Origin of the sequence: Methylocystis borbori, from assembly GCF_036576025.1 — a bacterium.
Taxonomy (GTDB): Bacteria; Pseudomonadota; Alphaproteobacteria; order Rhizobiales; family Beijerinckiaceae; genus Methylocystis; species Methylocystis borbori.
Genome location: NZ_JAZHYN010000002.1, coordinates 65,711 through 85,673, shown reverse-complemented (window position 1 = coordinate 85,673; position 19,963 = coordinate 65,711). Strand labels below are relative to the sequence as shown.

The following is a 19,963-nucleotide window of genomic DNA, read 5'->3' as shown; positions in this document are numbered from 1 at the left end:
CGAGAAAGTTACGGACGTGATTTTTCTTTACGAACCCGATCTTGCGGGACGAGAACGGGAATATCTGCTGGACGCCTTCGACAGCAGTTGGATTTCTTCCCGAGGCGAATATGTGGACCGCTTCGAAGCGGCGATCGCCCAATATACGAAGTCCGCGCATGCGGCGGCGGTCGCAAACGGCACGGCGGCGCTTCACCTTTCCCTGCACGCCTTGAACATTGGCCCCGGCGACGAAGTGATCGCGCCTACCTTCACCTATATCGCGTCGATCAACGCCATCGTCCAAACGGGCGCGACGCCGGTTCTGGTCGACTCCAACGAAGCCGATTGGCAGGCGAGCGTCGACGCGATCGAGGCGGCGATCACGCCGCGCACGCGCTGCATTATGCCGGTCCATCTCTATGGCGGCGCCTGCGACATGGCGCGGATTTGCGAACTCGCCGCGCGCCACGGACTATATGTCGTCGAGGACTGCGCCGAAGCGCTGGGAACTGCGGTCGACGGCCGACACCTCGGCGCTTTTGGCCACATTGGCGCTTTCAGTTTCTATGGCAACAAGGTCATCACCACGGGCGAAGGCGGGGCGGTGGTGACCCAGGATCCCGAACTTCATCGGCGGCTCGTCCTGTTGAAAGGCCAGGGCCAGGACCCGACGCGGCGCTACTGGCATGTCGAACTCGGCTTCAACTATCGCATGACCAATCTCGCCGCCGCGATCGGCCTTGCCCAGATCGAGCGGATCGACTCGATCCTCGCGCGCAAACGCCAGATCGCGGCCATGTATCGCGATATCCTCGCCAACTTCGATCTGAGGTTTCCGACGCGGGCGGACGGCGTTGAATCATCCGAATGGCTGGTCAGCCTGCTCGTCCCGAAATCCCGCGACCGCGATCAGATCATGGCGCGGATGGCGGCGGACGGCGTCGAGACCCGCCCCGCGTTCTTCTGCGCGCATGAAATGCCGCATTATCGCCATCTGCCGATAAACGCGCCCATCGCGGAAAGCCTCGCCAGGCGGGGGATCAGCCTTCCGAGCTATCCAACCCTGACGCAGGCCGATATAGAAAAGGTTACTTCGAGTTTGCTTCGGGCGATCGGCGCATGACCAACGCTCATCAAGATCGGAAAACGCCGGTCCTTGCGCCCATCGTCATCATCGGCTCGGGCGGCCACGCCAAGGTCGTGATCGAATTGGCGCGCGCCACCGGGCTTTTCGAAGTGGTCGGCTGCACCGATCCCGAGCCTGGCGCGCGGGCGGTGCTCGGCGCGCCGATCCTTGGCGCGGACGATATCCTGCCGAACCTCCTCGAACGCGGCGTCCGCGCGGCCGCGGTCGCGCTGGGAGCCAATCACGTCCGCGCCCGCGTCATCGCCAAGCTGCACGCTCTCGGATTTGAGCTTCCCGCCTTGATCCACCCGCGCGCGACGATATCGCCTTCCGCCGTCATTGGAGCGGGGTCCGTGGTCATGGCGGGCGTTGTGGTGAACGCCGATGCGCGGATCGGCGCCGGCTGTATCATCAACACCGGCGCCACCATCGACCATGACGCCAATATAGGCCAATGCGTACACATCGCGCCGGGTTCGACCTTGGCGGGCTGCGTGACCATCGGAGACCGCACTTTCCTCGGCGCCGGAACGGTCGTCATCCCCAATATTGAGATCGGCGCCGACGTGATCGTGGGCGCGGGGGCCGTCGTGGTTAGGCCCATCGCCGCGAACGCCAAGGCGTATGGCGTTCCGGCAAGGCTTCACGAATCATAATTTCGACAAAGTTTGGAAAAAATTTTGTCTATCATGGACACGCGGGGCGCGGACTGGAATCAACAAATTCTCCCGTCGTGATTGGGGCATGGAAAAATGGCTGTGAGCCCATTAGCGAATGGTCTGCCCCATACCCCGGCGCTGATCGGCAACAGCAGCAGCGCCCTGATTTTCATCGCCGCCGAGGAAGCGGGCTTTCCTCTGAACGGCGCGCCTTTCGCGCTGGGGCCGCAGCCCCCGTTCAACGCCGATATTACCGAGTTCCACCCCGAGATATTGCAGCTTCTGAAGCAGGGCGCCGTATTCTCTATCGTGAACACCGGCGCGCGCGACTTGCTGACGCTGATCCAGCACCCACAACCGTTCGATTTCATTTTGCCCGACCGCCCGGACCTGCCGCTCGATCCCAACGCTCAACTGATTTCCTTTTACGCCATGCGCGACGCCTTCAAGCGTCATCTCAATAAAGATTTTGGCATTCTAACCCTGGCTAAATCCTGCGCAGCCGGTAAAGTTATTCATATAATTTCTCAGCCTCCTCTCGAGAGCGAAGAAATAATATTAACTTATGCGCCATGGCAATTGAAAGAAAGCGATCGCATTTCATCTCCATGGCTTCGCCTGAAGGCATATCTGCTTTGCACGTCACTTTTGATTGAGTTTTGCAAAGAAAACGGCATTGAAATAATTTACCCGCCTGCCATAGCGATCGATGATAAGGGCTTTCTGAAGACGGATTATTATTCGAACGCGACTCATGCAAACGTCGCATATGGACGCCTTGTCTTGGAAAAAATGAAGGAGTGGGTATGACCCATCCCTACTCAGACGCCGCTTCCCACCGCTTATGGCGCAGAGGCGTTTCCGCGTTCGAGGCGAACGCCGATCCAATCGTAAATTTCCCGTTCAGAATTTCGCCTTCCGATAAGATCGTGACGGCGGGCGGTTGCTTCGCCCCGCTTATCGCCAACCGCTTGCAGACGGCCGGATATAATTTCCTCGTTACCGAAAAAGCACATCCGCTCTTGCCGGAGGAGACGGCGGCGCTTTTCAATTATGGTCGTCACAGCGCGCGATATGGCAGCGTCCATACAGCCCGGCAATTGCTTCAGCTATTGCGTCGGGCATATGGGCGCTTCGAGCCGATCGAGGATATGTGGTTCGAAGGCGATAATAAACTCGTCGATCCGTTCCGACCGCTGATACAGCCTGACGGCTTCGCCTGCATCGAGGAATACCGCCTGGATCGCGCTCAACACTTCGCCGCCGTGCGAGAAGCGTTCGAGACCATGGATGTGTTCATTTACATTTTCAGCATGACCGAATGCTGGGAAAACAGGAAGGACGGCGCAGTCTTCCCGCTCTGTCCGGGCGTAGCGGGCGGCCACTTCGACGAGTCAGTTCACGCATTTCGAAATCAGGATGTCGGCGAAGTCGTTGCGGACATGACTCTTTTTCTCGAGGAACTGCGGGAGGTTAACAAAGACCTCCGGGTCATCCTGGCCGTCTCGCCGGTTCAGTTCATCGCGACCGGAAGCGATGATCATGTTCTTTGCGCGAGCACCTATTCGAAGGCGGTTCATCGCGCGGCGTGCGAGGCGATTACGAAATGCGATCCTGCGGTCGCATATTTCCCCTCCTACGAAATCATAGCGGGGCCTCAGACGCGCGGCCGCTATTTTGACGATGATCTTCGGTCCGTGACTGACGCCGGCGTCGATCGGATCATGGATTTGTTCTTCAAACATGTTACGGACGAAGGAGCGCAATGGGCCGCTTCAGGGAACGAGACTCGCGTTGAAATAGGCGTGAAGAGCGAGCAGGTGAATTACGCCGCGCGAGCGCAATCCCTGACCAAATCCCTCTGTGACGCGGTGCTGCTCGATCTTGGCGGTTAGAGGCGCGTCATAATTAACTCTCGGCAGGCCCCACCGAGACAATCCCAAGGCCAAGCTCGCGCGGATCGCTGCTCCTGGGATCGACGCTCGAAGGACTGCGCAAGACATCCGACATGATTCCAAGCTCAATCCGGCCTGCGGGAATATTCTCGATGCGGACGGATATTTTATTCCCGGCCGAGCCGTCGACGACGAAATTCGCGGCGATCTCGCCGTGGACCTTGATGGCGCCTTTGTAAACCTCTCCTGGATGACGAGGCGGCGCATTCAGCCTTATCTCTAGGGCGCCTGAAGCGTTCGATCTGGGATTCCAATAGACCAGAGCGGCTTCGCGTTCGCTCGCCCAGCGCCCCCAACTTTCGCCTCGGTGCCACCCCAGGCCCTCCAGATCGACCGGCGCGGCCGCGTCGTAGACGACGGCGTCGCTCGTCGCCAAATCCAGACCGATGGGCCCCGTCTCGATCGCGGAGCGCATAATCCCCAAAACCTTCTCGACGTTGCCTCGCAGAGAGCCGCCTAGACCGCGAAGCGCCTCCTGCTGGCGCAGGAGGACCTCATCGCGCGCGTCAATGACGCTCTCGATCCTCTCCGCCAGCCCCTTAGGCGAAATGGGGCTGAACAGAAAGAGGTCTTCCGATCCGCGCGGCAAGGTCTCTCGCGCGACCGCCCCGTCCGCCAGTAGAACGGGACAGTTCATGGAAAGCGCTTCGAAAGCGGTGAAGGGGAAGCCGCCCTCGAAGGGCGAGGGATGCAGCGTCAAGGCGGCGCAGGCGTAAAGCGCGGCATGAATCGTCGTCGGCGTGTGCGATACTGAAACAATGTCCCAGTGCAGGCCGTGGGCGATGACCTGCCGCGTAAATTCGTCCTGAGGATTGTCCCATCGCATGGGCGCGGTCACGATAAATTTGACATTCGAATATCTACGCCGCAGCGCGAGCGCGGCTCGAACGATGATCTCGACATTTTTATGTGGCCGCGCGCGCGTCGAAACGAAAACATAAGGCGCATGCTCGAATGGAAATTCCTTCAGCGTCTCGCCAAGGAGCCGCTCCTGCCAGGCGTCCCGCCATTTGAGGGGTTCGTCGCGCAGATATTCCCTGATTCTCTCGGCCGCCGCCTCGCGTCCTTCAAAATTGGCGCCCGCAATGGCGCGGTAATCGAAAGGCGCATGGGGAATCACGAAAATTTTATCTTCGGGGATGTCGAAATGCCGCAAAATCTGTCGGCGTTTCACATGTTCGGAGAAACATATGTAGCCAGCGGTCGAGAGGACCATCTTCATGGTCGCTTCGTAGACGCGCTCGGGGAGCTGGTTCTTGGGAAATAATTCATCGGGGAACAAGGTCGGATATTCGGCAAACACAAAATCGGCGAAAAGCGCGACCACCGGTTTCAAGGCCGATTCCAGGATCGTGTAGTGAGGCTGGATCGGAAACCAGACATCGATTCCCGCTTCGAAGCTACGGACCCAATTGCGCTGCTCGTCGGAGACTGGGGTCGGCCAAAGATCGCTTAGAATCGTGTGAGAGACGCCAGTGACGACGATGTCGGCTTGCAGGTCGGCCGGCATATGGCTGCGCCAGGTCATGAACGCCTCCACCGACTCCGCTCGCATGGCGAGGTTCAGTTGGGCGACGCCGGGAGTCAGCCCCCGGATCAGAAAAATGAGATATTGCAGCAGGCCTTCGCCAAACGCCGCTTTATGCAGCCCGGGAACGACGACGCCGATCCTGAGCTTCGAAGGAGAGTCTTCGGCGGATGCGTTCACAGCGCAGTCTCGGTTGTCTCGCGCAGGGCGCCGCGAAGCAAGTCGGCCAATTTCTCGCGGAAAATGATTCTGTCTTGATCGCCTATGTCCTTGGGCGCGCGGGGCTCGCCCTCCGCCAATTTTTTCTCCATCGCCTTAAGGCCGCGCGCGGCGTCCGCCAGGTCCCAGGGGTCGAACAGCTCAGCCTCGATGGAGAAATGCTCCAATATTTCGATCATCTGCGGATAGGCGGAGACAAGGCATGGCGTGCCGACCCGGGCCGCTTCGATGACGGAGAAGGTGCCGTTATCGTAAATCACATTGTGCCAGAGAAAGGCGGCTTCAGTCAGAAGCTGCCGAAATCTTTCATTTCCCACTTCGCCGGCGAGATAGGCGTTCTCCTGCAGCGCCGGGCTCGACCTCAGGCGCTCGTAAATCGCGTTTACGACTGGAAGTTGCGATGGCTTGCGGTATCGATCGGTGTCAGCCCCGCAAATCACGCAGCGCAGGGCGCCGCCCTCTTCGTAATATCGCTCCAGCGCTTGAAGCGCTCTTTGCTGATTTTTGTGCACGGTCGTGTTGGTGACCCAAAGAAAATAAGGGCGGTCCGCGGCGATAATATCGTCGAGGGTCTCTTCCTCGTTTCGCCCGCGGTCCTCGTCGGAAGTCTTCCTCGCCGCGGCGGGCGGCAAGGCGCTGGACGGCGCGCGCCCGCCTTCCGCCGGTAAATATTGAGCGATCTTTTTGCGTTTGCGCACAATCTTCTCAGCAAGGTTGGGATCTTCCTTGAACAATGGCGCGTTCGCCATGGGCAAACGATGGATTTTGTCCGGGCGCACGCCAGCGTAGGTCAGCGCGTCCTTTCCCGTCTGATTCGACGTGACGATGACCCCGGCGCTCCTCTGCAGGGCGAGCGCCTGCCATGCGTTCATCATCCATGCCGGAGAGATAGGCGGGTCGTCGTATATCTCGGGCACGATTCGCTGAATGAAGTCTGGGGCGTAAACGAGATAGGGCTTCAGCGGAATGATCGGGCCGTAGTTGAAGAGACCCGTCAAAAGAACCCAGACATCCGCTAAAACAATATCCAGCGCGCCGCCCGAAGCGCGCGGATAGGTCATGTCGTTCAAAGACCCCACTCCATGGACATCTTTCAGCGAGGGGGCGGCTTTATTCTGCACGAACGTCCTGAAAGCGAAATCCGCCTTATAGGGCGCGTGATCGAAGGTTATGACGTTAACGGAATCGTTGAGCCCCACGATCAAATCGAGGTTATATCCGTTCGGCACGCAGAAGCTCACTTCCGTCGAACGGCCGTCAAATTCAATTTCTGAAATAATATTGCTTATCAGCACGCCGAAATTGAGTATTCCGCCGCGCCAAATATTTGGCATAAGAACGGCGCAACGCATTCACATCCCCTTAGGTTTCGCGCAATGAATCGGCTCATCTACTGTAGCCGCCGCGCAAAGCGCAAGTCCCCCGCAATCGGATCGTGGGCGTCGTGTTTAGACGGGCAAGACGGCGGTCCTCCGCGCTCAGCAGCGCTTTTTCCGTAAACTTTCCCGCCTGCACTATCCTGGGGGTGGAAGCGCGCAACATACCGGCTAACGCAACGCGTCGCCATAAGCGGCTCTTTACAGCGCCCTTAAACAGGCGCATGCTGTTTTAATTAACTCATCCAAAGATTTTCAAAATGAGTTGGCGTGCGAAATTTGGCGATACAGCCCTAAAGAAAATCCTCCTTACCCTTGGCGGCGGCCTTTTCCTTCTCGGCGCCGGAGGGTTAGCCTACTCGTTCCTGTCGTCCAATCTCCACGCCGTTAAAGCGCCGCCGGCGGCGGTTGAAGAAAAACCCTCGGCCTCGCGGGTCGACGCATCGACGCCGAGCGAGCCGGCGGCGACGCTTGTGGGGGAGCCTGCAGAGACGACGGCTGAGGAGACATCAGCGGAAACCGCCGCTCCGACGGTGGAGGAGGAAAAGGCGGCCCCCCCGCCTTTCAAGACGTCGGCGATGGTCGAGACCTCCGCGACGCCTAAGGCCGCGCCCACGGCGCCGATGATTGCGGCGAGCCCAACGGAAGCCGCGGCGCCGATAGAAAAGGCCATAGAGAAATGGAATCCGCGCGCCATAAAGGCGGAGGCGGCCAAAAGTCGGGGAACGAAGCGCGCCTCGGCGAAGCAAGATCGATCAACGGAGCCTTCTGGAGAAGAACCCGCGGTCGCCAGCGGGCGCGCCCACCATGGTTGGCATCGCCGCAGCAGAACGGCGCCGAGGGAAGCCGCGGCGCCCCTTCCTTCCGCGCCTTCGGAGGTCGCCGAAAGCCGGGAGATTACGGCGGAGCCAGCTCCGTCCCTCGCCTCGCCCCTCAAGCTTGTGGACGAAGCGATCCGCCGTCTGGTAGACGCCAATGTCGCCTTTAACTCGCCCCCGAGGGCTCGTCTCGGCAAAGACCTGGAGATCGTCGCCAAGCTCTCAGCCAAAATGCCAAAGGAGACGCTGGCGCGCGAAGTCGATCATTTGGGAACGCCGACCGTGGTCCCCTTAAAAGTTTCCGACAGGGTGGCTGCGACGCTTTCTGGCGGCAGCGCGTTCGATATTTCCCCTGCCGGCCCGCAGGAGCAGGCGGTTTCAGAAGACGAGTTGACGACTTGGTCTTGGAAAGTCACTCCCAAGGCCGCAGGCGAACAAACGCTCATCTTGACATTCGACGCCTTCATCCCGCTGCAAGGCAAGGACGTGAGAAGAACCGTCCGCACCTTGACGCAAAAGATCAGCGTGGAGGTGGGCTGGCCGGAAAGCGCCAGCGAGTGGCTTGAATTCATAAAGAAGCAGCTCGAAACCGCAAACGGGATATGGGTCGCTCTTCTCGCTATCGGCGGCGCTGTCCTGACATGGGCGCGAAAGATTTCGCCTGCTCAATCCGATGCGGAGCGCAAGACTGGGAAGAACGAAGCGGCGAACGCCTGAGAGGGGAATTGAGGCCCAGCGGCCGAGCCTGTCCCTAAAAACGCGGCTTTTTCTCGCTGTGGCCAATGGTGGGCGCGACAGGGATTGAACCTGTGACCCCTACGATGTCAACGTAGTGCTCTCCCGCTGAGCTACGCGCCCTTAGCCGCCGGGGCGGCCGGAGCGCCGTCTATACTGGCGAAAATCGCGGCGCGCAAGCGCATCGACGCGTCGGCGCGCTGCGACAAAGAGAATCGCGTAATACGCCAAGCCTCTCAAAGGATTGAGAATCCGTGAACGCTGTAGGCCGCGCGCATAAAAGATTTATGACGCATCCGCCATTTCCGGTCTTGCGAAGCGGCGGCGTTGTGGCAAAATCAAAAATTGCGCTCGCTCGTCGAGAGAGCAAACAAGGAGGTTTCGCATGTCCTTACAGGGCCATATCGTCGAACTCCAACGCCGCCACGAGGCGCTCAAAAAGGAAATCGAGCAGGAGCAGCTTCATCCCACGGCCGATGAACTGAAAATCATCGAGCTCAAGCGCAAAAAGCTGCAGATCAAGGACGAATTAGTCAAGCTGACGATCAGCGAAACGCGCCATTAGCGCGCTTTCCGATCCGACGGAATCCTCCGATCGATAGGAAATCGCGCCGATCATAGAGCTGGAGCGAGTTCTGATCGAAAAAGTCTGGTAACTTTTTCGGAGCTTGCCTAAGCGCTTCCCATCACGGGTTTTCCTGCCCAGCGCCACAGGCGGAGAGCGATCTCCGCCTATTTTTTTGCGTCGCGCGCGTCGCGGCGCGGGATTTGCGTTACAAACGCCCGATGCCGCTGACTGACCGCTACCGCGCCGAGACGCTCCATGAGGCTCTTGGCGACCCCTTCTTCGACCGCGTCGACGCCGCGAGTTTCCCCGAGCATAGGCTGCGCTACCGCAATCAGCGGTGGGCGGCGCGCGTGGGGCTCGACGCCTTGAGCGACGCCGAATGGATCGAGCATTTCGGCCGTTTCGCGCCCCTGCCCGACGGCCTCGCCCAGCCTTTGGCGCTGCGCTACCACGGCCATCAATTTCGCGTTTACAACCAAGATCTCGGCGACGGGCGCGGCTTTCTCTTCGCGCAATTGCGCGACGCTGAGGACGGGCGTCTGCTCGACCTCGGCACCAAGGGAAGCGGCCAGACGCCCTGGTCGCGGCGCGGCGACGGAAGGCTGACCCTCAAGGGCGGCGTGCGCGAAATTCTTGCGACGGAAATGCTCGAGGCGCTCGGCGTCTATACCTCCAAGACTTTCAGCCTTATCGAGACGGGCGAAGCGCTCTATCGCGGCGACGAACCGTCGCCGACGCGTTCGAGCGTGTTGGTGCGGCTGTCGCATTCGCATATCCGCATCGGCACGTTTCAGCGCCTCGCCTTCCATGACGATAAGGAGGCGCTCGATCGGCTGCTGGACCACGTGTGCCGCCATTATTTTCCCGACCTCGCCGACCTTCCCGCGCAAGAGCGCGCCATCCGCTTTCTCGAAGAGGTCGTCGCGCGGGTCGCGAGGCTCGGCGCCGGCTATATGGCGGCGGGCTTCGTGCATGGCGTCTTGAACTCCGACAACATCAATGTGACGGGCGAGAGCTTCGACTATGGGCCGTGGCGCTTCGCGCCCGTCTATGATCCGACCTTCACCGCCGCCTATTTCGACGAGTCGGGCCTTTACGCCTTCGGCCGCCAGCCAGGCGCGTTGGGCTGGAACCTGTGGCGTCTCGCGGAATGCCTGATGCATCTGACCGGCTTGGAGTCGGCTGACAGGATTTTGGGCAATTTCCAGAATGTGATTCAGCAGGCCTTTCGCAACGCGCTGCTCGATCGCTTCGCCCTCGCCTCTGCGGGCGAGGAAGCCGACGCGGCTCTGGCCAAGACGCTCCTCGACTTTCTACTCGCGACTCGCGCGCCATTCGAGCAAACCTTCTTCGACTGGCGCGGCGGCCTTGCGAGCGCCGAGCGGGCCCGGCGCAGCGCCTCCGCGCCTTTTTACGAGACGGAGGCTTTCGCGCCGCTGCGCGACGCCTTCGCCGCCCATGAAACGACGATTCGGGCGCGGCTCGACCACCCTTACTTTCGCCGCGAGGCGCCGTGCTCGATGTTGATCGAGGAAGTCGAGGCGCTCTGGGCGGCGATCGCCGAGAGGGACGATTGGGCGCCGCTTGAGGCGAAGATCGCGGCGATCGACGAAATGCGTGACGCTTATGCTGGTTTGTAACGGGCGATTGTGGTTGAAGGCTTCTTCTTCGCGGCGCGATAATCGCGTCCGCGAGCGGATGATTCCCGAATGCGTCTTTGCGTTCGAGGGCGGCGGTTTATGAACGACAATCCGAGCGACATCGAAAAAAGCGCCATTCGCGCCGAAATCGAAAGGCTGCGCCTGGAGCACCACGATCTGGAGACCGCCATAGACGCGCTGCTCGCCGTCGGCGCCGTGGATCAGCTCCAGATCCAGCGGCTGAAAAAGCGCAAGCTGCTGCTACGCGACCGCATCGTCTATCTCGAAGACCAGTTGACGCCCGATATTATCGCCTGACGCGCGCGCTTTCGATCAGAAAGGGCTAATGCGCGCCCTCGTCCGCCTGGCTTGGAAGCGCGCCGGCGGGGCGCGGCAGGAATCCGAGCGCGCGCAAAAGCAGCGGCATCGTCAGTCCCTGCACGACAATCGAAAAGGCGACGACGCCGAATGTAAGGGCGACGATGTCGTCGCGCCGCGGCAGGTCGAGCGGAAGCGACAGCGCAAGCGCCGCCGCGAGGGCGCCCCGCAACCCGCCCCACCACAGCACATGCTGCTCGCGCAAGGACACCTTCCAGCGAGACCGAAGAAACAGCGAACTCAAGGGATAGACAGTGATGGCGCGCGCCACGAGAACGATGGCGATCGCCGCCGCCAGCGGCCCGGGCCCAATAGCGGCGAAGGGCGTCGAGGCCACGTCGACGCCGATAAGCAGAAACACCACGGAATTGGCGAGGAAGGCCGCAAAGTCCCAAAAGGACAGGACAAATTCGCGGCCCCTGCGGCTGATATAGCCCCCCTCGCTCTCGCTCAGCAGGCCGAGATTGCCCATCATCAGCCCCGCGGTCACGGTCGCCAAGACGCCCGAGACATGAAAATATTCGGCGAGGAGGAAGGAGCCGAAGGCGGCGATCGTCGTCAGGGCCGCTTCGACGAGATGTTCCGTCGTGGGCAGCGAGGCGATGATGGCGGCGCCGCCGCAAAGCGCGCCGACGACCACGCCCCCCAGCACGATCTTGAGCAAAGTGAACGCCGTTTCGCCGGCGGTCTGCCCCTCGCCGCCGCTCACCGCCCAGGCGAGCGCCATGACGAAGAGGACCGCCGCCGCGCCGTCATTGAGCAAGCTCTCGCTCTCGACCAGCAGTCGTATGCGGCCCCTGATCTTATTATCCTTGAACATGGCGATGATCGCGACGGGGTCTGTCGCCGCGATCAATGCGCCGAAGACGAGCGCCGAAGCGAGCGGCCAGTCGAGCAGCGTCGTCATCGAGGTTGCGACAACCGCCGCCGAAATCACCGTTCCGACGCCCGCGAGCGCGAGCAACGGCGCCGAGTCGCGCAGAAGCTCGCGCCAGGACAGCGTCAAGGCCGCCTCGAAGAGCAGCGGCGGCAAGATGAAATCAAAGATCAGCTCATGCGTGAGATGGGGCGCGATCTCGGCGTTCGACGTCGCCACGATGGCGCCGACGATGACGAGGCCGACCGTGTAGGGCAGCTTGATCTGCCGCGCGGCGATCGCGACCATCATCGCGACCGCGAGCACTGCGACCCCCTGTCTCAAACTCTCGTCCATCGACGCGCCCCGCCGCTGCCTGAAAAAACCCGTATAAACTCCTTAGCCCGAGCGGGCGCGGGGCCGAAGAAAAATCGGGCGCCGGAATTGATGGCATAGGATTGTCTCTTCCGGAGAAGCGCGCAAAGCGCCGTCTCGAAGGAGGCGGCGAGCCTCTCCTCGCTGGCGTCGCGCCCGCCTCGACGCGCCTCACGAGCGCTCTTGCTTGGGCCTTCGCCACAGGGGCGCGCACGCGGCGCTCAGCGCCCGATTCCCCTCGCCGCCACGCGCTTGCTTATCGGCAGCGCATCGTCTATCCCGCATGGCTTCCATTTCCGAAGGAAGCCAGAGTGGCGAAGCCCCCACCGCCTGTCGCCGTCATCATGGGATCGCAATCCGACTGGGCGACCATGCGCCATGCGGTTGAAACGCTCGCCGCGCTCGATATCGGCTGCGAGGCGCGCATCATATCGGCGCATCGCACGCCCGACAGGCTCGTCGCCTTCGCCAAGGGCGCGGAGGCCGAAGGTTTTCAGGTCATCGTCGCGGGCGCAGGCGGAGCCGCGCATCTGCCGGGCATGACCGCCTCGATGACCGCCCTGCCCGTTCTCGGCGTGCCGATCGAATCGGATTCATTCAAGGGCCTGGATTCGCTTCTTTCGATCGTGCAGATGCCCGGCGGCGTGCCGGTCGGAACGCTCGCCATTGGCAAGGCCGGCGCGATCAACGCCGCGCTTCTCGCCGCCGCCATTCTCGCCCGCTCCGACAAGGCGCTCGCCGCGCGGCTCGCCGCCTATCGCGCCCGCCAGACGGAAAGCGTGGCGCTAACGCCGCAGGACAAGGCCTGAATGCTCGCGCCGGGCGCGACCATCGGCATTCTCGGCGGCGGCCAGCTCGCGCGCATGCTGGCGACCGCCGGCGCGCGGCTCGGCCTTAAATCGCACGTCTTCTCGCCGGTCGCCGACGACCCCGCCTTCGACGTCTGCGCGGCGCGCACGATCGCCGATTTCCACGACGAAGCGGCGCTCGCCGACTTCGCGGAGGCGGTCGAGGTCGTCACCTATGAATTCGAGAATGTCCCGGCGCGCACGGCGCAAATTCTGGAGGCGCATCGGCCGGTGCGGCCGAACCCGCGCGCGCTGGCGCTGACGCAAGACCGGCTGATCGAAAAGCAGTTCGTGCAAAGCCTCGGGATCGCGACGGCGGATTTCGCCGATGTCGAGGACGCCGGCGCGCTCGCCCGCGCGGTCGCGCGACTCGGCCGCAATTCGATCCTGAAGACGCGGCGGCTCGGCTATGACGGCAAAGGCCAGGCGCAATTGCGCGACGGCGCCGATCTCGCCGCTCTCTTTCGCGCGCTCGGCGGCGCGCCCTGCATTCTTGAAAGTTTTGTGCCCTTCGCGAAAGAAGTCTCGGTCGTCGCCGCGCGGGGATCGGACGGGCAATTCCGCGCCTACGACCTTTGCGAGAATACGCATGAGCATCATATTCTCGCGACGACCGAAGCGCCCGCCAATGTCGCGCCCGAAACCGCGCGCGCCGCGATCGACGTCGCGCGGCGCATCGCGGAAGCCGCGGATTATGTCGGCGTCATCGCCGTCGAAATGTTCGTCGTGGTCGAGGAAGCGCGCGAAGCAATACTCGTGAATGAAATCGCGCCGCGCGTGCATAATTCCGGCCATTGGACGCTCGATGGCGCGGTCACGTCGCAGTTCGAGCAGCATATGCGCGCCGTCGCTGGGTGGCCGCTCGGCTCGACGCGCCGCCATGGGAATCGCGTCCTCATGCGCAATCTGATCGGCGACGACGTGAACGCCTGGCCAGCGCTTGCGGGCGACGAGGGGGCCTGCCTCCATCTCTACGGCAAGAAGGAAACGCGCCCGGGCCGCAAAATGGGCCATGTGACGCGCATTCTGTAGCGCCTGTGCAACACTCCTCTCTCGACTCATCCAAGGGCCGCCGCGGCGGTTGAGCGCGACCATTTCACAAGTTAGCGTACCGTTTTGGCGCGCCTGAGGCGCCTCGAAATGCGCAGGGTGAGACGGGTCGTGGATAGAACCGCCAGAGACTTCTCCCGGACCAGCGCGGCGCGCCGCTTATTGGCGGGCGTCGTGGCGACGGCGGGCGCGATGGACTGCCCCGCCCGCGCGGCCGACGAGGATTTCCGCATCTGGGAGAATGTCACCGCCGTCGCCAAGCTCGACTCGCTCGATCCGAGCCTCAACAAATGGCGTCTTTGGCTCGAAGGCCAGGGACGCTTCCGCGACGACGCCCGCGTGGCGGACCAAGCCTTGGGCCGCGCCGGCCTCGGCTACGCGCTTTCGGACCGCGTCAGCGTCTGGCTCGGCTATGGGCGTTTCGCGATCTTCCCGGAAGGCGCCCGGACGCAGCATGAGAATCGCATCTGGCAGCAACTCCTGCTCACCGAGAAAGCGTCCTTCGGCGACCTTTCGAGCCGCACGCGTCTCGAGCAGCGTTTCATTCAAAACGTCAATCCGGTCGAATGGCGCCTGCGCGATCTTCTCCGCTTTTCCCGCCCGCTCGCTGAAGACTCGCCCGTGAGCCTCGTCCTTTGGGACGAGGTCTTCATGCGCCTCAATTCGACGACGCCCGCGGCGCGCTTCGGCTTCGATCAGAATCGCGGCTTCGCCGGGCTCGGCTATACGTTCAGCGAACAGGCGCGCGTCGAGATCGGCTATATGAACCAGTTCATCCTCTCGCGCGCCGTCTCGCGACAAGAGCAGAAATTCAACCGGCGGATGAATCACATTCTGTCGGTGAGTTTGTTTCTGAATTTGTAATTTCGCTATCGGCCAGGGGCGGTCGCTTTCTCGGCTTCGAATGCGGCGACAAGTCTTCTGTCCAAACTTATAAGATCGAGACCCCGCGACAATGCAAGCCAAGCATATGAGGCGTCATAGACGGTTAGGTTCCGGCGCAGGGCAAGCGCCAATACGTCACGAAATTCAACCTCGGCAATTTGAATTTTGAGGCGCAGAAAGATGTCGTAGGCCTCGATGCACTCATCAGCTTCGTCAGGAAAGCGGCGCGCTTTTGTCAGCGCGACATTCCCAATTTCGTAACAAAGCAAGATCGGCGCTATGACAACGGAATTCGCCCATAGATCGGCGAGTCCGTCGCCTTCCGGTTCTTTGAACAAGACAGCAGCGAAAGCGGAGGCGTCAACGACGATCGAGGAGGGCACGCATTCGCTCGTCGCGCATCTGCCTGACGATTTCCGTCGACTCGCTCCGCGAGCTTAGTTTCAGCCCCCGGACGCTCTCGCGTACATCAGACAGTGTCGCATAGGGCTCCTCGGCGGCCGCCGTCACAATCGCCATCAACTCACCCTGCAGGCTGCGGTGATTGCGCGCGGCGCGCGCCTTCAACTTGACGACTACATCGTCGGGCGCGTTCTTTATGGAGAGGTTGACGGGCATTCTGGCTCCAAAATGGAGGCGAAACACATCCGTTCGAGTAGCATATGTCGCTCAAATTGAGAAGGGCCACTGTGCCCCTTACCCGAACTCCATGATCACGGCGTCGACTGCGAGACTGTCGCCGGGCTTGGCGAGAATCTTCTTCACGGTCACGTCGCGCTCGGCGCGCAGCACATTCTCCATCTTCATGGCTTCGACCATGCAGAGCGCGTCGCCTGCCTTGACCTCCTGCCCTTCCGTCACGTCGATCGTCTTCACAAGACCCGGCATGGGACAGAGCAGATATTTGGAGACGCCCGCGTCCTTCTTCTTCGGCATATAGGCGACAAGCTCGGCCTCGCGCTGCGTATAGACGCGGGCGGCGACGGCGACGCCCTGATGCGACAGCTCATGGCCGTTGAGAATCGGCCGCGCCTGCACAAAGATCGGGCGGCCGTCGATCTCGCCTTCGAGCACGATCTCGCCCGGCCGCCAATGCGAGGAGACGCGATGCGTGCGCTCGTCGCCGCCGACGAAGCGCACGATGAGGGATTCGCCCTGCGCGTCGAGCGTCACGTCGAAACGCTCGTCGCCCAGCATGCAAACGCGTTCGCGCTCGAATTCGACCGGCCGGCCGCCGCGCAATTGGCCGCTGATCTTGCGTTTGCGCTCATTGCCGATGTGATCAATCAGCGTCGCGATCGCGGCGATCGTATGCGCGACTTCGCCCTTGGGCCGCGGCGCTGAAAATCCTTCCGGATATTCCTCCGCGATGAAGCCTGTCGACAGATTGCCCGAGCGCCAGCGCGGACTCTGCATCAGCGAGGAGAGGAAGGGAATATTGTGGCGGATGCCGTCGATCGCGAAACGATCGAGCGCGTCGGCTTGCGCCACGATGGCCCGCAGCCGGTCCGGCGCATGGGTCACGAGCTTCGCGATCATCGGATCGTAATGGATCGAGATTTCGCGCCCCTCGGTGACGCCGGTGTCGTTGCGCACCGTCACGCCGCCCTCGCGCTTCTCCTCGGGCGGGCGATATTTCACGAGACGCCCGATCGACGGCAGGAAGTTGCGCGTCGGGTCTTCGGCGTAAATGCGGCTCTCCACCGCCCAGCCGTTGATCTTGACGTTTTCCTGCTTCAATTGCAGCGGCTCGCCCGCGGCGACGCGGATCATCTGTTCGACAAGATCGACGCCGGTGATGAGCTCCGTCACCGGATGCTCCACCTGCAGGCGCGTATTCATTTCGAGGAAATAGAAGCTTTTGTCCTGTCCCGCGACGAACTCCACCGTCCCGGCGGAATCATAGTCCACGGCCTTGGCGAGCGCGACCGCCTGAGCGCCCATTTCGCGGCGCGTCTTTTCATCGAGCAGCGGCGAGGGCGCTTCTTCGATCACTTTCTGATTGCGGCGCTGAATGGAGCATTCGCGCTCGTTGAGGTGAATGACGTTGCCATATTTGTCGCCCAACACCTGGATTTCGATATGGCGCGGATTGACGATGAACTTCTCGACGAAGACGCGGTCGTCCCCAAATGAGGAGGCCGCCTCCGAGCGCGCGCGCGTAAAGCCCTCGATGACTTCGGCGTCGGTAAAGGCGACGCGCATGCCCTTGCCGCCGCCGCCGGCGGACGCCTTCAGCATTACCGGATAGCCGATGTCGCGCGCGATCCTGACCGCTTCCTCCGCGTTTTCGATGACGCCGAGATAGCCCGGCACGACATTGACATTGGCGGCCGAGGCGAATTTCTTCGACTCGATCTTGTCGCCCATCGCCTCGATCGCGCGCGGGTTGGGACCGATGAAAATAATATTCGAATCGGCGAGCGCCTTGGCGAAGGCGGCGCGCTCCGAGAGAAAGCCATAGCCCGGATGCACCGCCTCGGCGCCAGTCTCCTTGCAGGCGGCGACGATCTTGTCGATCAGAAGATAGGATTGCGCGGCGGGCGGCGGCCCGAGATGGATCGCCTCATCCGCCATTTCGACATGCAGAGCGTCGGCGTCGGCGTCGGAATAGACGGCGACGGTCGCAAGACCCATGCGCTTGGCGGTCTTGATGATGCGGCAGGCGATTTCGCCGCGATTGGCGATCAAAATTTTACGAAACATGCGCGCCCCGATTGCCCCCTCACGCGGCTCGTTCGAGCCGCCCGGCGCGGCGCATGTTCTTGCGAATGCGTCCGCGCCAAGCCGCTTGCCTTAGCGTTTCTGTTCGCTTTCGTCGTCGGGGCGCTTTTCCTGCACGCTGTCGACGATGCCGAAGGCCTTGGCTTCTTCGGCCGACATGAAATGGTCGCGGTCGAGCGTGCGCTCGATCGTTTCATAGTCCTTACCGGTGTGGCGGACGTAGATGTCGTTGAGGCGCTTCTTGATCTTCAGAATATCCTCGGCGTGCCGCTGAATGTCCGAGGCCTGCCCCTGGAAACCGCCCGAGGGCTGATGCAGCATGACGCGGGCGTTCGGCAGGGCGTAACGCTGCCCGTCGGCGCCGGCGGCCAAAAGCAGCGAGCCCATCGACGCCGCCTGCCCGATGCATAGCGTCGAGACTCTAGGCTTCACGAACTGCATCGTGTCATAGATGGCGAGGCCGGAGGTCACGACGCCGCCCGGCGAATTGATGTAGAGCGAGATTTCCTTCTTCGGATTTTCCGACTCGAGAAACAGCAACTGCGCGATGATGACCGACGCCATATGGTCTTCGATCGGCCCGGTGACGAAGATGATGCGCTCACGCAGCAGACGGGAATAGATGTCGAAGCCGCGTTCGCCGCGAGAGGTGTTCTCGATCACCTGCGGAATGAGATATTGATTGTACGTGTCGATTGGATCGCGCATCGCGTTCAGCCTTTCTAGCCCGGCGGGCGGCTCGCGCCTGCGCCGGCATATTCTTTGTCCCGTCATATAGCCGCGCCCGCGCCGGACGCAAAGTCATTGCTTCCGACCGCTGGCGCTTAACCTTAGAAGACGGCGCAAGCCCCTCGGCTATTCCTCGTCCTCTTTGAACAGCTCCTCGCGGGACACTGGCTTGTCGGCGATCTTGATCAGCTTGGAGATATGGTCGACGACCCGCTCTTCGTAGATCGGCGCGCGCAACTGGGCGAGCGCCTGCTCATTATTGCGGTAATAGTCCCAGACCGCCTTTTCCTGGCCCGGGAACATGCGGGCGCGCTCGATCAGCGCATCGGTCAGATCCTTCTCCTCGACCTGGACGCCGGCGTTCTGTCCGATCTCCGCCAGCACCAGCCCGAGGCGCACGCGCCGTTCCGCGATCTTGCGGAATTCGGCCCGGGTCTCCTCCTCGGTCTTGCCTTCTTCGGAAACAGGCAAATTGTTCCGCTGGCTCTCGATCTCGTGCTGGTTCCAGATATTGCGGAACTCCTGCTCGACGAGGCTTTCCGGCAATTCGAAGGAATAGCGGCTGTCGAGCGCATCGAGCAGCGCGCGCTTCAGCTTGTCGCGCGAAATCTTGTGGTAATCGGCTTCGAGATTGCCGCGCACCGCCGTCTTCATGGCGTCGAGCGACTCAAAGCCATATTTTTTGGCGAGCTCCTCGTCGAGGCCGAGCGACTTCGGCGCCGAGACGGATTTCACCGTCACGTCGAATTCGGCCTCCCGTCCAGCGAGATGCTTGGCGGAATAATCGTCGGGAAAGCGCGTCTTGACGAGGCGCTGCTCGCTCGCCGCCGCGCCCTCCAACTGTTCCTCAAAGCCCGGAATGAAGGTCCCGGAGCCGAGCACGATATCGACGTCGCCGCCCGAGCCGCCCTCGAAAGTGACGCCGTCGAGCTTGCCGGTGAAGTCGATGGTGAGCTTGTCGCCCTTCTCGGCCTTGGCGCCTTCGGGCTTCGCCTCGAATTCCTGAGCGCGGTCGGCGAGCGACTGCAAGGCCTTGTCGACGTCTTCCGCCGTCACTTCCGCGACCGGCCGTTCGAGGGCGATGCCGTCGAAGGAGCCGATTTCGATTTTCGGCAGAGTCTCGAAGGTCACGACATAAGAGAAGTCGCCTTCGGCTTCGAGCGCGCGCTCGACCTCTTCCTGCCCGCCGGGGAAGTCGATCTTCGGCTCCTGCGCGACACGGAACTGATTATCCTCGACAATCTTGCGGTTGGCGTCGTTAACCGCCTCCTGCAGCACGTCGCCCATCATGCTCTTGCCGTAGAGTTTTTTGAGATGGCCGATCGGCGCCTTGCCGGGGCGAAAGCCCTTGATCTGCGCCTTCGCCTGCAGCTCCGAGAGCTGGGCGGCGAGCTTGGCCGCGAGATCGCCCGCCGGCAGGACAACCTTGAATTCATGCTTCAGCCCCTGCGAGGAGGTCTGCGTCACTTGCATTTCTATCGCCTTTTCAACAACTTCGACGCCACCTGCGCG

20 protein-coding genes and 1 tRNA gene are annotated in these 19,963 nt (G+C 61.7%); 11 read left to right on the top strand and 10 right to left on the bottom strand.

Features of this window, described 5'->3' with window-relative positions; translation table 11 throughout:
* Positions 1-16: 16 nt before the first annotated feature.
* From V3H18_RS01250 to V3H18_RS01235, 4 genes are all read left to right on the top strand, one after another.
* Positions 17-1,105, top strand: coding sequence for a DegT/DnrJ/EryC1/StrS family aminotransferase (locus V3H18_RS01250; protein ID WP_332080052.1), 1,089 nt, complete (start codon positions 17-19; stop codon positions 1,103-1,105).
* Positions 1,102-1,764 (top strand): acetyltransferase, encoded by a 663-nt coding sequence (locus V3H18_RS01245; RefSeq protein ID WP_332080051.1) that lies wholly within the window; start codon positions 1,102-1,104, stop codon positions 1,762-1,764. Before V3H18_RS01250 ends, V3H18_RS01245 begins: the two co-directional genes overlap by 4 nt.
* Before the next feature lie 96 nt (positions 1,765-1,860).
* Positions 1,861-2,577, top strand: coding sequence for a hypothetical protein (locus tag V3H18_RS01240; protein WP_332080050.1), 717 nt, complete (start codon positions 1,861-1,863; stop codon positions 2,575-2,577).
* A complete protein-coding gene (locus V3H18_RS01235) occupies positions 2,574-3,662 on the top strand; it encodes a GSCFA domain-containing protein (protein WP_332080049.1) in 1,089 nt (362 codons plus the stop codon). The genes V3H18_RS01240 and V3H18_RS01235 overlap by 4 nt, the downstream gene beginning before the upstream one ends.
* 13 nt (positions 3,663-3,675) lie before the next feature.
* Here the strand turns inward: V3H18_RS01235 and V3H18_RS01230 are convergent, their stop codons facing one another.
* The 3 genes from V3H18_RS01230 to V3H18_RS01220 all read right to left on the bottom strand — a co-directional run bounded on the left by V3H18_RS01230 (position 3,676) and on the right by V3H18_RS01220 (position 7,518).
* Positions 3,676-5,430, bottom strand: coding sequence for a glycosyltransferase (locus V3H18_RS01230; RefSeq protein WP_332080048.1), 1,755 nt, complete (start codon positions 5,428-5,430; stop codon positions 3,676-3,678).
* Positions 5,427-6,821 carry a glycosyltransferase gene (locus tag V3H18_RS01225; protein ID WP_332080047.1) on the bottom strand — a complete coding sequence of 465 codons (1,395 nt, stop codon included), beginning with the start codon at positions 6,819-6,821 and terminating at the stop codon, positions 5,427-5,429. Before V3H18_RS01225 ends, V3H18_RS01230 begins: the two co-directional genes overlap by 4 nt.
* A 379-nt stretch (positions 6,822-7,200) precedes the next feature.
* Positions 7,201-7,518: a hypothetical protein gene (locus tag V3H18_RS01220; RefSeq protein WP_332080046.1), complete on the bottom strand. Its 318-nt coding sequence runs from the start codon at positions 7,516-7,518 to the stop codon at positions 7,201-7,203.
* A gap of 268 nt (positions 7,519-7,786) precedes the next feature.
* On the opposite strand from V3H18_RS01220, the gene V3H18_RS01215 reads away from it, so the two are divergent.
* Positions 7,787-8,380, top strand: a complete 594-nt coding sequence (locus V3H18_RS01215; protein WP_332080045.1) for a hypothetical protein — start codon at positions 7,787-7,789, stop codon at positions 8,378-8,380.
* Positions 8,381-8,446: 66 nt separating this feature from the next.
* Here the strand turns inward: V3H18_RS01215 and V3H18_RS01210 are convergent.
* Positions 8,447-8,521 (bottom strand) — tRNA-Val (locus V3H18_RS01210).
* Positions 8,522-8,783: 262 nt separating this feature from the next.
* Between V3H18_RS01210 and V3H18_RS01205 the strand changes: the two genes are divergently transcribed.
* The 3 genes from V3H18_RS01205 to V3H18_RS01195 all read left to right on the top strand — a co-directional run bounded on the left by V3H18_RS01205 (position 8,784) and on the right by V3H18_RS01195 (position 10,924).
* The gene (locus tag V3H18_RS01205; RefSeq protein WP_332080044.1) at positions 8,784-8,963 is read left to right on the top strand and encodes a YdcH family protein; all 180 of its coding nucleotides are present in this window, start codon (positions 8,784-8,786) and stop codon (positions 8,961-8,963) included.
* A gap of 221 nt (positions 8,964-9,184) precedes the next feature.
* Positions 9,185-10,606: a protein adenylyltransferase SelO gene (locus V3H18_RS01200; RefSeq protein ID WP_332080108.1), complete on the top strand. Its 1,422-nt coding sequence runs from the start codon at positions 9,185-9,187 to the stop codon at positions 10,604-10,606.
* 99 nt (positions 10,607-10,705) lie between these two features.
* Complete coding sequence (locus tag V3H18_RS01195; RefSeq protein ID WP_332080043.1) at positions 10,706-10,924, top strand: YdcH family protein; 219 nt, start codon at positions 10,706-10,708, stop codon at positions 10,922-10,924.
* 25 nt (positions 10,925-10,949) lie between these two features.
* On the opposite strand, the gene V3H18_RS01190 is transcribed toward V3H18_RS01195, so the two are convergent.
* Complete coding sequence (locus V3H18_RS01190) at positions 10,950-12,197, bottom strand: cation:proton antiporter (RefSeq protein ID WP_332080042.1); 1,248 nt, start codon at positions 12,195-12,197, stop codon at positions 10,950-10,952.
* Positions 12,198-12,559: 362 nt separating this feature from the next.
* Here V3H18_RS01190 and purE point away from each other — a divergent pair, with 362 nt between their 5' ends.
* The 3 genes from purE to V3H18_RS01175 all read left to right on the top strand — a co-directional run bounded on the left by purE (position 12,560) and on the right by V3H18_RS01175 (position 14,977).
* Positions 12,560-13,024: a 5-(carboxyamino)imidazole ribonucleotide mutase gene (purE, locus tag V3H18_RS01185; RefSeq protein WP_332080107.1), complete on the top strand. Its 465-nt coding sequence runs from the start codon at positions 12,560-12,562 to the stop codon at positions 13,022-13,024.
* Positions 13,025-14,095, top strand: a complete 1,071-nt coding sequence (locus tag V3H18_RS01180) for a 5-(carboxyamino)imidazole ribonucleotide synthase (RefSeq protein ID WP_332080041.1) — start codon at positions 13,025-13,027, stop codon at positions 14,093-14,095.
* A gap of 192 nt (positions 14,096-14,287) precedes the next feature.
* On the top strand, positions 14,288-14,977 hold the full coding sequence (locus V3H18_RS01175; protein WP_332080040.1) for a DUF2490 domain-containing protein: 690 nt from the start codon (positions 14,288-14,290) through the stop codon (positions 14,975-14,977).
* 5 nt (positions 14,978-14,982) lie between these two features.
* Here V3H18_RS01175 and V3H18_RS01170 read toward each other — a convergent pair whose 3' ends face one another.
* The 5 genes from V3H18_RS01170 to tig all read right to left on the bottom strand — a co-directional run bounded on the left by V3H18_RS01170 (position 14,983) and on the right by tig (position 19,924).
* Positions 14,983-15,381 (bottom strand): type II toxin-antitoxin system VapC family toxin, encoded by a 399-nt coding sequence (locus V3H18_RS01170; RefSeq protein ID WP_332080039.1) that lies wholly within the window; start codon positions 15,379-15,381, stop codon positions 14,983-14,985.
* Positions 15,359-15,616, bottom strand: coding sequence for a FitA-like ribbon-helix-helix domain-containing protein (locus V3H18_RS01165; RefSeq protein ID WP_332080038.1), 258 nt, complete (start codon positions 15,614-15,616; stop codon positions 15,359-15,361). Before V3H18_RS01165 ends, V3H18_RS01170 begins: the two co-directional genes overlap by 23 nt.
* A gap of 78 nt (positions 15,617-15,694) precedes the next feature.
* The gene (locus V3H18_RS01160) at positions 15,695-17,704 is read right to left on the bottom strand and encodes an acetyl/propionyl/methylcrotonyl-CoA carboxylase subunit alpha (protein ID WP_332080037.1); all 2,010 of its coding nucleotides are present in this window, start codon (positions 17,702-17,704) and stop codon (positions 15,695-15,697) included.
* Between the two features lie 90 nt (positions 17,705-17,794).
* The gene (gene clpP / locus V3H18_RS01155; protein ID WP_332080036.1) at positions 17,795-18,430 is read right to left on the bottom strand and encodes an ATP-dependent Clp endopeptidase proteolytic subunit ClpP; all 636 of its coding nucleotides are present in this window, start codon (positions 18,428-18,430) and stop codon (positions 17,795-17,797) included.
* Between the two features lie 147 nt (positions 18,431-18,577).
* Positions 18,578-19,924, bottom strand: coding sequence for a trigger factor (tig, locus tag V3H18_RS01150; protein WP_332080035.1), 1,347 nt, complete (start codon positions 19,922-19,924; stop codon positions 18,578-18,580).
* Positions 19,925-19,963: the final 39 nt, after the last annotated feature.